14 protein-coding genes are annotated in these 15,263 nt (G+C 54.5%); 3 read left to right on the top strand and 11 right to left on the bottom strand.

Going from position 1 to position 15,263, the window contains the following annotated elements; all coding sequences use genetic code 11:
• Positions 1 to 199: 199 nt before the first annotated feature.
• The gene (gene ydgH / locus QOT07_RS13305) at positions 200 to 1,150 is read right to left on the bottom strand and encodes a DUF1471 family protein YdgH (RefSeq protein ID WP_099062931.1); all 951 of its coding nucleotides are present in this window, start codon (positions 1,148 to 1,150) and stop codon (positions 200 to 202) included.
• A gap of 539 nt (positions 1,151 to 1,689) precedes the next feature.
• Here ydgH and pntA point away from each other — a divergent pair.
• From pntA to tnpA, 3 genes are all read left to right on the top strand, one after another.
• Entirely contained in the window at positions 1,690 to 3,216 is a 1,527-nt protein-coding gene (gene pntA, locus QOT07_RS13300) for a Re/Si-specific NAD(P)(+) transhydrogenase subunit alpha (RefSeq protein WP_283603337.1), read from the top strand.
• Between the two features lie 10 nt (positions 3,217 to 3,226).
• Entirely contained in the window at positions 3,227 to 4,621 is a 1,395-nt protein-coding gene (gene pntB / locus QOT07_RS13295) for a Re/Si-specific NAD(P)(+) transhydrogenase subunit beta (RefSeq protein ID WP_085116973.1), read from the top strand.
• Positions 4,622 to 4,779: 158 nt separating this feature from the next.
• Positions 4,780 to 5,217, top strand: coding sequence for an IS200/IS605 family transposase (gene tnpA / locus QOT07_RS13290; protein WP_283602402.1), 438 nt, complete (start codon positions 4,780 to 4,782; stop codon positions 5,215 to 5,217).
• A gap of 93 nt (positions 5,218 to 5,310) precedes the next feature.
• Here the strand turns inward: tnpA and uspE are convergent, their stop codons facing one another.
• From uspE to QOT07_RS13240, 10 genes are all read right to left on the bottom strand, one after another.
• Positions 5,311 to 6,273, bottom strand: a complete 963-nt coding sequence (uspE, locus tag QOT07_RS13285; protein WP_099062933.1) for a universal stress protein UspE — start codon at positions 6,271 to 6,273, stop codon at positions 5,311 to 5,313.
• A 126-nt stretch (positions 6,274 to 6,399) separates the two neighbouring features.
• Entirely contained in the window at positions 6,400 to 7,164 is a 765-nt protein-coding gene (gene fnr / locus QOT07_RS13280) for a fumarate/nitrate reduction transcriptional regulator Fnr (RefSeq protein ID WP_012145310.1), read from the bottom strand.
• Between the two features lie 223 nt (positions 7,165 to 7,387).
• The gene (ogt, locus tag QOT07_RS13275) at positions 7,388 to 7,912 is read right to left on the bottom strand and encodes a methylated-DNA--[protein]-cysteine S-methyltransferase (RefSeq protein ID WP_283603336.1); all 525 of its coding nucleotides are present in this window, start codon (positions 7,910 to 7,912) and stop codon (positions 7,388 to 7,390) included.
• A 188-nt stretch (positions 7,913 to 8,100) separates the two neighbouring features.
• Positions 8,101 to 8,412, bottom strand: coding sequence for a hypothetical protein (locus QOT07_RS13270; protein WP_261417398.1), 312 nt, complete (start codon positions 8,410 to 8,412; stop codon positions 8,101 to 8,103).
• A gap of 324 nt (positions 8,413 to 8,736) precedes the next feature.
• Positions 8,737 to 9,591, bottom strand: coding sequence for a tagatose bisphosphate family class II aldolase (locus tag QOT07_RS13265; protein WP_283603335.1), 855 nt, complete (start codon positions 9,589 to 9,591; stop codon positions 8,737 to 8,739).
• 9 nt (positions 9,592 to 9,600) lie between these two features.
• A complete protein-coding gene (locus QOT07_RS13260) occupies positions 9,601 to 10,767 on the bottom strand; it encodes an SIS domain-containing protein (RefSeq protein ID WP_283603334.1) in 1,167 nt (388 codons plus the stop codon).
• A 26-nt stretch (positions 10,768 to 10,793) separates the two neighbouring features.
• A complete protein-coding gene (gene agaR, locus QOT07_RS13255; protein ID WP_207976609.1) occupies positions 10,794 to 11,564 on the bottom strand; it encodes a transcriptional repressor AgaR in 771 nt (256 codons plus the stop codon).
• Positions 11,565 to 11,897: 333 nt separating this feature from the next.
• Positions 11,898 to 12,806 carry an ROK family protein gene (locus QOT07_RS13250; RefSeq protein WP_099063047.1) on the bottom strand — a complete coding sequence of 303 codons (909 nt, stop codon included), beginning with the start codon at positions 12,804 to 12,806 and terminating at the stop codon, positions 11,898 to 11,900.
• Positions 12,807 to 12,825: 19 nt separating this feature from the next.
• Complete coding sequence (locus QOT07_RS13245; RefSeq protein WP_283603333.1) at positions 12,826 to 14,109, bottom strand: Gfo/Idh/MocA family protein; 1,284 nt, start codon at positions 14,107 to 14,109, stop codon at positions 12,826 to 12,828.
• A 19-nt stretch (positions 14,110 to 14,128) separates the two neighbouring features.
• Entirely contained in the window at positions 14,129 to 15,241 is a 1,113-nt protein-coding gene (locus QOT07_RS13240) for an ABC transporter ATP-binding protein (RefSeq protein ID WP_283603332.1), read from the bottom strand.
• Positions 15,242 to 15,263: the final 22 nt, after the last annotated feature.

Genomic DNA, 15,263 nt, shown 5'->3' with positions numbered 1-15,263 from the left:
CAGTAACAACGTAATGGCAATTACTGAACGAGTAGACAATAGCCCTAAAAATTGGCGCAAATTCTACGGATGGATGCGGATGGATGCAATGATTAAGTATGCGTAATTTACAAAAAACTATTCAACTGGCAGGGCACTGAGCGATCCAATAAAAACGGGCAGCTCAATGGCTGCCCGATGGTAAACCGCAAAGTGAAACTTATTTGAACAGGTCAGCGCTGACGGTCAGGTTACCGCCGCTCTTGTTCTGCCACTGGCGGGTCACGTGATAGTACTTGGCGCCTTTCTCGGCAGCACGTTTAGCGACTTCGGTAGAAACGTCGGTCATGCTGTTGAAGTGGCCAGTGAAGGTCACAGAATCAAACGGCACCATCTGCGCGGCAGTCACGTTGTTCACTTCCTGAATCTGGGTACCGTTCGGTAAAGTGACAGTATAACGTTTGCCGGTAGAGGACTGGGTTTCGAAGAAACGGCCCACGTCACGGCTTGGTGAGCCGGAAGAGGCAACACCCGGGATTTCAACCTTGGCAGCAGCAGCGCCACCGGCAGCCAGTGCGGCCTTACCGGCTTCAGAGTCAGCCGGGATGGCATCCGGGCTCTGTACTGCACGTTTAGGGGCATCGGCTTTATAGATATAGGCGGTAATGAACTGGTTGCCGCCCTGGTTGGCATCGACCTGACGCACGATAAAGAACGAGGCTGCGCCTTTCTTTTTCGCTTCTTTGGTGATGGCATCGTTGATGTCCGGCTGGCTGCGGTAGAAGCCGCTGACGCTCACCGTGTCGTACGGCTCCAGCAGGAAGGCTTGTTCTTTCGGCAGCTCGGTAACGCCGTTAATCACGCGGTACTTCGGCTCTTTGCTCACTTCCGGCGCATCTTTATGATAAAGATCTGCGGTGACGCGCCAGTTGCCGCCGTTATTGCTGTTATTGCTGTCCTGGATGTAGAAGGAGTCTGCGCCCAGTTTGTCTGCACGGCGGGATACGGCATCAACGGCTTCATTGATGGCATTAAAGCGGCCGGTAATCGTGATGCGATCAAACGGCTTCAGCGCCGCTGCTTTTTCAGGAGTTAACTCTTGTGCCGCCTGAGCAGACAGCGCAGTGAGTGATAACAAGGCTGATGCGATGATCGTGTTCTTCAGCTTCATAAAAAATCCTTTCGCCTAGCGCATTAACGTTGATAACGTGCTGAACTGTTTAGGTGTAATTCAGCCGCCGATTATTACATGTAATCTCGAGCAGTGTCTCAGCATTTTATGTTATCCCATGAGACAAATCCCTTGAACGAGCGTGCCCGTTATTTTGCGCAGAATCGTCATAAGTTTCAATAATAAAGCCTTTGATGTCATAAGTGTTAATTATTCACAATTTTATAACTTTTATGCGTTGCTGCCGCGCAACGTCGGAAGTTCTCAACCTGATGGCTGCCACAATATGGCCGTAAAAACGGCATTCCAGCGGGCTTTTTAACTTTAAATTGCGATTTGTCATGTCGTTGCCTGCGTTTTTATGTAAAAACAGACCTGAATGCGTAAGCAATTATGGATCATCGATCATATTTTCAGTAGGTTATAGATGGCGCCTTAATTCGCTGCCGACAAGGTTAACAAAAAGCTTGTCGGCCGGGGCCATCGCTATGGGTAGGAAGATAATAAACATCATCAAAGACAGGTGAGAAGGGAACATTATGCGTATTGGTGTACCAAGAGAACGGTTGGCCAATGAAGCCCGGGTCGCAGCAACGCCGAAAACGGTGGAACAATTGCTGAAGCTGGGCTTTACCGTCGCGATTGAAAGCGGGGCGGGCAAACTGGCAAGTTTTGACGATGGCGCTTATGAAGCCGCTGGGGCAACGATCACCGACACGGCCGCTGTTTGGCAGTCGGATCTGATTTTGAAAGTTAACGCACCGCTTGAGGACGAGATCGCGTTAATGCGTGAGCGCAGCACCCTGGTCAGCTTTATCTGGCCGGCGCAAAACCCTGAGCTGATCGCGAAGTTGGCTGAACGTAACGTCACCGCGATGGCTATGGACTCGGTACCGCGTATTTCACGTGCGCAGTCCATGGATGCACTGAGCTCAATGGCCAACATCGCCGGTTACCGCGCGATTGTTGAGGCCGCACACGAATTCGGCCGCTTCTTCACCGGCCAGATCACCGCCGCGGGCAAGGTTCCACCAGCCAAGGTCATGATCATCGGTGCCGGCGTTGCAGGTCTGGCGGCGATCGGTGCCGCAGGCAGTCTGGGGGCCATTGTTCGCGCCTTCGACACCCGTCCGGAAGTCAAAGAGCAAGTACAGAGCATGGGAGCCGAATTCCTCGAGCTGGATTTCGAGGAAGAAGCGGGCAGCGGCGACGGTTATGCCAAAGTGATGTCCGAAGCCTTCATCAAGGCCGAGATGGCACTGTTTGCCGCTCAGGCGGCCGAGGTCGACATCATTGTCACCACCGCGCTGATCCCGGGTAAACCTGCACCGAAGCTGATCACCAAAGAGATGGTGGCTTCAATGAAGCCCGGCAGCGTGATCGTCGATCTGGCGGCGCAAAACGGCGGTAACTGTGAACTGACCGTCGCCGACCGAGTGACCGTTACCGACAACGGCGTGAAAATCATTGGTTATACCGATCTGCCAAGCCGCCTGCCCACCCAGTCTTCACAGCTTTACGGCACCAATCTGGTTAACCTGCTGAAGCTGCTGTCGAAAGAGAAGAACGGCGAAATCGACGTTGATTTCGAAGACACCGTGATCCGCGGCGTTACCGTAGTACGCAGTGGCGAAGTCACCTGGCCGGCACCACCTATCCAGGTTTCTGCCCAGCCTAAACCGGCGCAGGCCGCCCCCGTTGCCAAACCGGAGGCAAAACCGGTTTCGCCGTGGCTGAAATATGGCCTGATGGCGTTAGCCATTATCCTGTTTGGCTGGCTGGCCAACGCCGCACCGAAAGAGTTCCTGTCTCACTTTACCGTGTTTGCGCTGGCCTGTGTGGTGGGTTACTACGTGGTGTGGAACGTCAGCCATGCATTGCATACCCCGTTGATGTCGGTCACCAATGCGATCTCAGGGATTATCGTGGTCGGTGCGTTATTGCAGATTGGCCATGGCGGCTGGGTGAGTTTCCTCTCCTTTATCGCCGTGCTGATCGCCAGCATCAACATTTTTGGTGGATTCACCGTCACTCAGCGCATGCTGAAGATGTTCCGCAAGAACTAAGGGGTAGCATATGTCTGGAGGATTAGTTACAGCTGCATACATTGTCGCCGCTATCCTGTTTATTTGTAGCCTGGCTGGCTTGTCGCGCCATGAAACGTCAAAACGCGGCAACCTGTTTGGCGTCGCCGGGATGGCGATTGCGCTGATCGCCACCATCCTCGGGCCGGACTCCGGCAACGTGGGCTGGATCATCATCGCGATGATTATCGGGGGTTCCATCGGGGTCTATCTGGCGAAAAAGGTCGAAATGACCGAAATGCCAGAACTGGTGGCGGTGCTGCACAGCTTTGTGGGCCTGGCTGCGGTCCTGGTGGGGTTAAACAGCTACCTGGATCACGGCGCGGCGATGGAACCGGTGATGGAGAATATCCATCTGACCGAAGTGTTCCTCGGTATCTTTATCGGTGCAGTTACCTTCACCGGTTCGATTGTGGCCTTCGGTAAACTGCGCGGCATCATCTCATCCAAACCGCTGGCGCTGCCAAATCGCCACAAAATGAACCTGGCGGCACTGGTGGTCTCCTTCCTGCTGCTGGTGGTGTTTGTTCGTGCCGACAGCGTGGGTTGGCAGGCGGTGGCACTGGTGCTGATGACCGCTATCGCCCTGGCGTTTGGCTGGCATCTGGTGGCATCCATCGGCGGTGCTGACATGCCGGTGGTGGTGTCGATGCTCAACTCCTATTCGGGTTGGGCGGCAGCGGCGGCCGGCTTCATGCTGAGCAACGATCTGCTGATCGTGACCGGTGCGTTGGTGGGCTCTTCGGGTGCCATCCTGTCTTACATCATGTGTAAGGCGATGAACCGGTCGTTCATCAGCGTGATCGCCGGCGGGTTCGGTACCGATGGCTCTTCGACCGGTAATGCGGAAGAAATGGGCGAGTATCGCGAAACGACGGCGGAAGAAGTGGCCGAGCAGTTGAAGAACTCCACTTCGGTGATCATCACCCCAGGCTATGGCATGGCGGTGGCGCAGGCGCAGTACCCGGTGGCAGAAATCACCGAGAAACTGCGTGCACGCGGCATCAAGGTGCGCTTTGGTATTCACCCGGTTGCCGGGCGCTTGCCGGGCCACATGAACGTGCTGCTGGCTGAAGCCAGGGTGCCGTACGACGTGGTACTGGAGATGGACGAAATCAATGACGATTTCGCGGACACCGACACCGTACTGGTGATCGGCGCCAACGATACGGTGAACCCGGCTGCGTTGGAGGATCCACGCAGCCCAATCGCCGGTATGCCGGTGCTGGAAGTGTGGAAAGCGCAAAACGTGATTGCCTTTAAACGTTCGATGAACACCGGTTATGCCGGCGTGCAGAACCCGCTGTTCTTTAAAGAGAACACCCAGATGCTGTTTGGCGATGCCAAAGAGAGTGTGGAAGCGATACTGCGTGCGCTGCAGGCGTAACGAAAGCCAATAAAAACGGGCCTGTCAGGGCCCGTTTTTTTATTTCTAACTGAATACCACGTCCTATGGACGTGGTTATCGACTTTTTGGCTCTGCCAGTAATGCTACTCATGGGAAAATCCGAATCCGTTATCCCCATAACTGATAAGGATTTAACCATGAGTAGGTTCGAAAAAGCATCGCATGTGCTCTGGCATTGTCAATACCATATAGTTTGGACGCCCAAGTGCCGATTTCGAATACTGAAAAACAATGTAGGGAAAGAGGTTTACAGGCAAATAAGAATATTAAGTGAACAACTCCATGTAGAAATAGTGGAGTTAAATGTTCAGTTAGATCATGTTCATTTACTGATAAAGATCCCGCCGAAACTGTCAGTATCAGAAGTGATGGGCCACCTTAAAGGCCGAACAGCTATCCGTTTGTTTAATAAATTCCCCTACTTGAGGAAGCACAAGTTGTGGGGAAATCACTTTTGGGCGAAGGGCTACTGTGTGGACACCGTAGGTGTAAACGCAGAGATGATCCGCAAGTACGTAAAGTACCAAGAGAAACACGAGCAAGAAGAAAACCAGCTGAGTTTACATGGAATGTGAAGTGAGGACCCTTAGGGTTCGAGCTTAGTACGCCCCTATGGGGCGCCCAAGCAATGCCGCCTTCTACGAAGGCGGATTTTTACGCGCTAAACATCAATCTTCGTCGTCGTGCTCATCGTCCTCATCAGCTTCGATCGGGCAATTGAAGTTTTCCGGCTTAATCACCAGCAGGTCACATTTCAGATGATCGATCACATGTTCTGCCGTGTTGCCAATAAACGCCGCCGAAATGCCGGTACGGCCCAGGGTACCTAGCACCACCACACCTGCCTGCAAGTGCTCGGCCAAATCGGGGATCACCTCTTCCGGCAGGCCTTTCTCAACGTGGGTAAATTCTTCTTTAATGCAGAATTTCTGCCTTAGCGCCTTCATGGCGATCAGGTGTTGCCCGCGAATGGCATCGTTGTAGACACTGGGGTCAAAATCAGGCAGCTCGATAGCGATATTAATGGGAGTAACGGGGTAGGCGCCGACCAGATGAACTTCGGTTTGGTTGACGTTTTGTGCCAGTTCAACGGTTTCCTGCACCAGCTTGATGTTCAATGGGTCATGATAGGGCTCTTCGCTGGCCAGATTAACCGCCACCACGGCTTTGCTGCCTTCCTGCCAGGGTTGATCCTTGACCATCCACACCGGGCAAGGGCATTTGCGTAGCAGGTGCCAGTCGGTTGGGGTGAAAATTACGGATTCCAGCCGGTCGTGTTGATGCGCCATCTTCAGCAGCAGGTCGTGCTTACCGGCGATCACTTCCTGAATAATCGCCTCATAAGGACGGTTATGCCAGACCACTTTGATTTCGATAGGAACGCCTTCGTCGAGGTAAAAACGGCATTGCTCGTTGATCCACGCGGCGCGTTGGCTGATAACACCTTGTCGCATCGCCGTTCTTTCGTCCGGGGAGAGCAAGGTCGTCATCTCGTAAGAGAAGTCGTAAATAGGCAGGAAGGCCTTAATGCGCCCGCCATTTCGTTTTATCAGGTATACCGCCCGGCGTAGTGCCGGCTGGTCGTCCTGATTGGGGTCAATAGCCACCAGAAGATTCTGATACTTCGCCATAGGGCCTCCTTACAGCTGAAAATCAACAGTCTGTCAATTTACAGAGTAACCCAACATTGAAAAACAGAACAGCGGCAGAGATGTGCTGGGTCAATAATTCTGTTGAATTACCAACCCAGCTTAGGATCAGGCGTTTACGGTCACGTTAATCCGTGGCGTACCGGCCAGCACCGACAGGGCGTCGACGTTTTCGATGGTGATGTATTTGCCTTTAACGCTGAGGATTTCGCTTTTCTGGAAGCGGCCCAGCAGGCGGCTGATGGTTTCTACCGTCAGACCAAGGTAGTTGCCGATATCGCCACGGGTCATGGTCAGGCGGAACTCACGAGGTGAGAAACCGCGTTCTGCAAAGCGGCGCGACAGGTTGTAGACGAAAGCCGCCAGGCGCTCTTCGGCATTTTTCTTCGACAACAGCAGGATCATGTCCTGGTCGCCTTTAATCTCGCCACTCATCAGACGCATGATTTGCTGGCGCAGGTTTGGCATTTTGCCGGACAGGTCATCCAGGGTTTCGAAGGGGATCTCACACACCATGGAGGTTTCCAGCGCCTGAGCGAAGCTTGGGTGTTTCAGGCCGCCAATAGCGTCAAAACCAACCAGATCGCCCGCCAGATGGAAGCCGGTGATCTGCTCATCACCTTGTTCGGTGATGGTGTAACTCTTGATGGTCCCGGAGCGGATAGCGTACAGCGATTTCAGCTCGTCGCCCGCCTTGAACAGGGTCTGGCCCTTCTGGATAGGCTTTTTCCTTTCGATAATGTTGTCGAGCTGGTCCAGCTCATGAGCATTAAGAGTAAAAGGAATACACAGTTGGCTGATACTGCAATCCTGACAATGGATCGCACAACCACCAGACTGGATACGACGAATCACGCGTTTTTCCGGGATCATAGATTACGCTCATTCAATAATTGATATGCGTCAATTTTAACATCTTTTCTTGCAGGTGATAAGGGTAGCATTAATAACAACGGGGGCATTCTGTGCGAAATTTGAGCAAGCATGCCGCAGATTGTTCTGTAGTTGCCTGAAATATTTTGATTTCCTTGCCACTTACAGCAATACGTAACGCTTAGCGCAGCCGGGGTATCTTGCGATGCCCGGCTGCGGGGGGTTAAAGCAGTTCGTTTTGCAAATAGCCTTCATGCTTTAACAGCCATTGTTTTCGCTGAACGCCGCCGGCATAACCAGTCAATGCGCCCTGCGAACCGATCACTCGGTGGCAGGGGACCACGATACTGATGGGGTTGGAGCCGTTGGCCATACCTACTGCACGTGAGGCAGTCGGGCGACCGATGCGTTTCGCCAATTCGCCATAGGTAATGATCTCACCGCATGGGATCTGACGCAGTTGCTGCCACACACTACGCTGGAATTCGGTGCCGGCGGTCATCACCGGCAACTGATCAATGACATCCAGCTCACCAGAAAAATAGCGCTGCATGGCATCGGTCAGGCCACCAGGATTGGATTTGTCTACCAGTTGGAAGCGATCGGCACGGTAGTGAGTATTCAGCAGCTTCATCAGGCGTACTTCATGCTCAGTCCAGTCGATGGCGCGTAACCGGTCCTGCTCATCGGCAATCAGCACCAGTTCACCCATTGGCGTCGCCATACGGTCAATAAAAAAAGTTTGCATGTGAACACTCCTCTTGTTTGATGAGCAGATTATTACATGAAATGCGGGGGAGCGATGGCGGATTCCGGACATGAAGATGGGCAACAGATATTGCCCATCGAAAAAAGTGGGAGATTATAAAATAAATTTACACTTACTCTAGATGTCTTTAATGGTTATTGTTTATCATTATAAATGTACTACCGTGGTTAATTATAACTTATGGTCACTCTTTTATGTAGCGGGTTATTATTAATAATCTCTGTAGTTGCGGGGGAAACTAATTCCGATGACATTTCATCTACAGAGGTTGTGATATAGCCAAAGGTTTTATCACGGTTTTCACGGTAGCAAGATGAGATAAATTTACCGTTATCTCGATTGATTTCACAGGTTGGGGCGGCTATCTTCCCAGAAAAACGGATGGTGCCAGAAGCCGCGTGGCTGTTGGAGTTCTGGGCTGCTTGCAGAGCCGCAGGGAGGAGGGTCAGTAACACCAATGCCATGATAGAGTTTTTCATTATTAATTCCTTTTTAAAATGAACTGATAAAATAAGTGATTCCAATTAAATAAAGTTTAAACAGATATGCCTGACTTCATCCGCAAACAAAAACTTTCGATTTTCCTTCTTTAATGTCTTATATACTATTCTTAATTTTTAGTGCCGATGGATTTAATAATAGGGTGGGGGGTGGGAAAAACCATGATTTAGATCATGGTGAAGGTGGCTTAATGATTAGCAGGAGAATGTAGCCGGTGTACTGTGAACTCTGTCACGTTAAAAAAATGGTTATGGCCGCAGTTGAATCTGAAACGGCGGCCAGGCTTGGTGCTTTATTCTGAGTTACAGCATGCCGCTGCTGCCGCAGATGCGGATTTTCTCGGCAACCACCTCTTTCATCGCCAGTTTGCCGGGCACGATGTACTTGCGTGGATCGTTGGCGTCCGGGTGCTGGGAGAAATAGCTTTTCACCGCGCCGGCAAAGGCGATTTTCAGCTCGGTTGCCACGTTGACCTTGCAGACCCCCAGTGAAATGGCGCGTTTTACCATGGCTTCAGGAATGCCGGAGGCGCCGTGCAGCACCAGCGGGATATCGACCTGCTCGCGGATCAGCGCCAGACGATCAAAATCCAGTTTGGGTTCGCCATGGTACAACCCGTGGGCGGAACCAATCGCCACGGCCAGCGAGTCGATACCGGTCGCGGTGACAAATTCACGCGCGGCGGCCGGGTCAGTAAAGAAGCTGTCGGTAGAATCGACAATCAGGTCGTCCTCCTGCCCACCGAGGCGGCCCAGTTCGGCCTCTACGCTGGCCCCGTAGCGGTGGCACAGCGCCACGGCCTCGGCCACCTTGGCAATATTCTGCGCGAATGGCAGGTGTGAGCCGTCGATCATCACCGAACGAATACCGCTTTTGACCTTGTGTTCGATATCATCCATTTCTTCGTGGTGGTCCAGATGCAGCGCCAACGGCAGATCGTAACGGTGTGCGGCCGCCTGGCAGATGCCAATCAAATAGTCAGTACCGGCATAGCTGAAGGTGCCGGGCGTACCGGCCATGATCACCGGCGAGCGGAGTTCGGCGGCGGTTTCCGCCACCACCTGCACGGTTTCCAGATTATGAACGTTGAACGCCGGTACGGCATACCCCTGGCGCTGCGCTTTCAGCAGCATTTCGCGGTTGGATATCAGGTACATAGAGATTCCTTACGCCACAGATGACGGATAACGGTAAATGGTGACGCCTTTCACTACCCGGTTAACTTCACCGGTCGGGCACGGGTTATCTGGCGTCAGGTCAAGCGCCAGCGAACTTTCAAATGCCAGCATCTGGGTGAATAACAGGTAAGGGAACAGCAGCCAGACGTCATCTTCGGCGTGGTGCAGGTTCAGTATCAGGTCGCACAGCGGCTGGGTGCTGCCGGCCAGGCCGACCATCTGCATTGCCAGCCCGTCACGTTGCAGCTCATTCCACAAATCGCGATCGTACTGACGGGCATAGTCGCCGCTGGAGAACATCAGCAGGACCAGGGTCTGGTTATCGACCATAAACTTGGGGCCATGGCGCAGGCCGAGCGGCGAATCGTAGCGGGTGACAATCTGTCCGGCCGTCAGCTCCAGCATCTTCAACGAAGCCTCTTCTGCCAGCCCGGTGAAGCAACTGCCACCCAGCGTGATATAACGCCGGAAACCGCTGGCCGCCAATGCTTTCACCTGAGGCTGCAGGGTTTCACGCAGTTCATTGCAGCGTGCGACCATCGCCATCAGAGGCCGCTGGGCCTCGGCCAGGGACTGCGGGCCGAGCAATAGCGCGGCAGACAGCATCATGCAGCTAAAGCTGGAGGTCATGGCGAAGCTTTGATCGTTGGAGCCCTGTGGCATCACCAATGAACAGACGTTGTCGCGCTGATGGGCATATTGCGCCAATTGGCTGTCCGGGTTGCACACCAGCATCAGGTGATAGCTTTCCGGCAGCAGTTGGTCTGCCAGTTCCACCGTTGCCACGCTCTCCGGGCTGTTGCCGGATCGGGCGAAAGAGACCAACAGCGTAGGGCGCGTAAGATCGAGGTACTGGTGCGGGTTGGCGACAATATCGGTAGTGCCGTAGGCCACCACGTCACGGCCGGTTTTCTCACGCAGCCAGGGCGCCAACGCGCGGCCGGCGAAGGCAGAGCTGCCCGCGCCGCACAGCACAATCTGCAGGCGAGGGTTAGCCAGCAGCGGGTCAAGGAAAGGCTGCCACAGCGCTTGTTGCTGCTGTAACTGCTGGTGAAGGGCGGCCCATAAATCCGGCTGCTGCCAAATCTCACGTGCGGTATGCAACGCGTGTCGTTGTTCCAGCCAGCCCGCATCGTAAGCAAAATAACCGTTCATGTTGAAAACTCCTTAAAAAACCTCGGTTAACGGTCGGCGATAATCACATCGACCCCTAAATGGTTCAGCGCATTCAGGTAGCTTTCCGGGATGCGGCTGTCGGTGACCAAACGCTGGATTTGGCCGATTTCACGGATCATGCAAAAACTGGTGCGACCAAACTTGCTGGCATCCGCCACGGCGATCACTTCGCGTGCGACGTCGCACATGGCGCGGTTAAGTTGCGCTTCGCCCGGATCCGGCGTGGTGATGCCGCTTTGCAAATCAAAACCGTCGACGCCGAGAAACAGCTTGTCAAAACGGAACTGGCGCATGTGCTGTTCGGCGGCTGGGCCGTACAGAGACCAGGATTTACGCCGTACGCTGCCGCCGACCACCATCAGATCAACCTGTTCGTTGTTGGCCAGTTCGAAAGCGATATTCAACGCGTTGGTCATCACCACCAGATCTTTTTTGCCGACCAACTGCTGCGCCATTTGGCTGGTGGTGGAGCCGGAGTCGAGAATGATGGCGTCGCCGTCGTTGACCAGGGCTGCCGCTGCACAGGCAATGGTGTATTTCACGTCGCGATTGATGCGGCCCTTGTCCTGTAACGGACGATCGAAGGCGAACTGCTTGTTGAGCATTGCGCCGCCGTACGCCCGGACCGCACAGCCGCTTTTTTCCAGTTGACGCAGATCGCTGCGAATAGTGACGCTGGAAACGGCAAACTGGGCACTGAGTTGTTCGACGCGTACCGAGCCTTCGCGACAAAGCTGGTCGATAATTAATTCCCGTCGTTTTAGGGTATTGATCATTAACGCGTGACTCCTGATTTAGCTGTAGCCATACCCGGCCGCGGCGCAATGCGTCGCAGTTAATCTGGCAGGAGTGCTTTCAGTTGTTCGTGGCGAATTACAGCAAACGAAACAGTGAAATGCAACCGGTTATTTTATAAAAAACTATATGTATCAATTGTTTATATCGCAACTTCCTTTCGGTTTGCTCTCAATCGAAAGCTGCCGGGAAATAAAGTGAAAAGCCGTAATCCGTTATTTATCAGGCGGCAACTTACCGCCGGGGTTAATTTGCCGAAAGCAGGATGAAAGCTGTGCCATTGATTTTTTCCTGACGGCCTTTTCACTCTTTTTTTATTGCCAGCTTTGGCGTAATAATGCGGCGCCGCGTACACCGCTGCTGTCGCCGTGCACCGGTGGGTAGACTGCCGCCGGCTCGGTACCGGGTAACAGCCAATGGCTCATGGCTGGCGGCAGCAGGGAGTACAACTCGCCAACGTTGGACAGCCCACCGCCGAGCACGAAAGCGTCCACGTCCAGCAGCAGTTGCAGGCCGGCCAGTGCGCTGGCCAGAATATCGACGTACATGGCCATCAACCGCCGTGCCAGAGGGTCTCCCTGTCGAAAACTGGCGATTAACGCCGGGACGTTATCCGCCGGATGACCGAAATGGCGGCTCAACGCCAACAGGCCACTGCCGGAAACATAGCGCTCAAAGCAGCCGGTTAGCCCACAGTTGCAGGTGAACAGCGGTAAGTCGTAGCGTTGTGCCAATTGGGCGGAGATAGGGGTGTGCCCCCATTCCCCGGCCAGCCCGTTGCGTCCTTTATGCAACTGTTTGTTCATCACCAATCCACCCCCAGCCCCGGTGCCGATAATGGCGCCAAACACCAGCGCCAGATGGTCGGTTTGCGGCGTGCTGGCTTCCGAAAGGGCAAAGCAGCGGCAGTCGTTTTCAATTTCAACCGGCCGCGCCAAGGCTTGCGCCAGGTCGTCCGCCAGACAGTGGCCGGTCAGGCAGGGCACATTCACCGCCAGTTGTCGGCGGCTGCGCGGATCGGTCACGCCCGGTAAACCGATGCCGATGCTGCCCTGGGTGTGCAACTCTCTATCGGCCTGCTCGACCAATTGATGGATGCAGGACAAAAATTCGCGGTAATCGCCGGTGGGGGTGCCGATCCGCTGGCACAGCACCTGCCTGAGCTGCCGGTCGTAGGCCGCCATTTCGATCTTGGTACCACCGATGTCGAAACCGTAGCGTATCTGGGATATGTCCACGTATTCAGGCTCCGCTCAGGGTAATAACGGCGGATTCACGGCGCGCGCGCTCCGCCGCAAACACCATCAGATGACTTTCCAGCGTTTCTGCCGGACCGGACAGTATCTGGGAAGGATCGTTGGTACGGATCGCGTCGATAAAATGCTGCATCAGGTAGTAATCGCCACCGCCGTGACCGGCCATGGCGTGCAGATCTTCGGCTTCATCGACGTCGTAGACCTTTTCACTGTCGTCGACGAAAGAGGTGATACGGATGTAACGTCCGTCACCTTCGAGACAACCGTGGCTGCCGAAAATACGGGTTTGGCGATCTTCCAGTCGGGTAAAGGCGGTCATGGTGAAGGAGGCGGTACGGCCACCGGTAAACTGCATATTGACTACCTGATGGTCGACCACGTTATTGTCGCAGCGGTAGACGCAGCGACCATATTGACCGTCGCGCAGTGCCGCCTGCAGATGCGGTTGGTCGACCTCGGGTGTTAATACCCGCAGAAAACCCGGCGTTGCCTTGTGGTCGTCGCCCAGATAGATGCGTTTGGCGGAGTAAGGGCAGCTGGCTTCCACTGCACAGTCCAGGCAGTTGTCCGCCGCACCGGCCGGTTGGTTTTCCTGGCGGAAGTGGCGCAGGCCGCCGAAGGAACTGATCTGCTCACAGGGCAATTCCATGATGTAGCGGATCCAGTCGATGTCGTGGCAGGACTTCTGCAGCAACATAAAGGCCGCCTCACCGTCGTTGCGCCAGTTGCCGCGCACGAAGGAGTGGGCCTGATGCCAGTAACCCACCGGCTCCAGGTGCTGCAGGCTGACGATGTCGCCAATCACGTTATCGCGCAGCAGTTGTTTCAGCTTTTGGGTATAGCGCGTATAACGCAGCACGTGGCCGACCGAGAAAATCAGCTTCTGGCGCACCACTTCCTCGACGATAGTGCGGCATTCACTGGCATCCGGCGACAGCGGTTTTTCCAGCAGCATGGCATAACCCTGTTTGGCAAAGGCCAGCGCCGGCTCGAGGTGCAAAGTATCCTGAGTGCAAATCAGCACCGCGTCGGCCAATTTGCCTGCGTCCGCGGCCTGCTGCCAGTCGGTGAACACCTTGTCCGCCGCTATGGCATGTTGTTCGACAAACTGCTGGCGGTAGACATCACGCGGTTCGGCCACGGCCACCACCTGCATTAAATCCGGGTGCGCCAACGCGTAGCGCGAGTAAATTTCCCCGCGTGCCCCGGCACCAATCACCAGCACCCGAACCGGGCGACCGGCATAACCATGTTGTTGAGCTGACGACATTGCACATTCTCCGATCTAGTTATTTGAGGTTTTGGCCGCTGATTTCGTCAAACAGGTGCGCGCGGGACAGATCGAAAGCCAGGTGGATCTGTTCCCCCAGACGCGGTTCCCAGTCAGGTTGTGACGCCATGCGCAACACAAAACGCAACCCGGCCAGTTCGCAGTGCAGTAACTCTTCGTTGCCCATCCGTTCGATGGTGACAATCTTCGCCGGGAAGCAATTGCTGCTGCCGGGGGCGCAAAACCGCAGGCACTCCGGGCGAATACCAAGGCACACACGCGCATGGGGGTAACTTTCCAACTGCTGTTGCAGCAACCCCGGCAGTTCGAGAGGGTGTTGATTGCCGATACGCAGCCCGATGCCCTGCGCGCTGCGGGTAATCGCCATATCGTGCAGGTTCATCGAAGGACTGCCGATAAACTCGGCGACAAAGCGGTTGGCGGGCTGGTGGTAAAGGTTGATCGGCTTATCCACCTGCATAATGGCCCCTCGGTTCATCACGCAGATGCGGTCCCCCATGGTCATCGCTTCTACCTGATCGTGGGTGACATACACCATGGTGGCGGCGGCGCCTTCCTGTTTCAGTTGGTTATGCAGTTCGATCAGCTGTACGCGCATCGTGACCCGCAGCTTGGCATCCAGATTGGACAATGGCTCATCGAACAAAAACACCTTGGGTTTACGCACGATGGCGCGGCCGACCGCCACGCGCTGACACTGGCCGCCGGATAACTGACCCGGCTTGCGTTGCAGCAGATTGGTGATCTCCAGCTTTTCGGCGGCATCTCGCACCCGGCGGTCGATCTCGGCCTTGCTTTCCTTGCCGATCAGGCCAAACGCCATGTTTTTGTAGACCGTCATATGCGGATACAGCGCGTAGTTCTGAAACACCATGGCGATGCCACGATCTTTCGGCATGGTGTCGTTGACGCAGCGATCGTGGATCATGATCTGACCCTCACTAACGCTTTCCAGCCCGGCTATCATCCGCAGCAGGGTGGATTTGGCGCAGCCGGAGGGCCCGACAAACACCATAAATTCGCCGTCTTTAATGTCCAGATCGACACCCTGTAACGCATTGAATCCGTTGGGGTAGACCTTCTTCACATTGTTTAACTGTATACCGGCCATATTAGTTACCTTGTGTTCGCAG

The sequence above is a fragment of the Serratia proteamaculans genome, from assembly GCF_949794035.1.
GTDB classification, from domain to species: Bacteria; Pseudomonadota; Gammaproteobacteria; order Enterobacterales; family Enterobacteriaceae; genus Serratia; species Serratia proteamaculans.
This window is presented reverse-complemented; position numbering and strand designations above follow the sequence as displayed.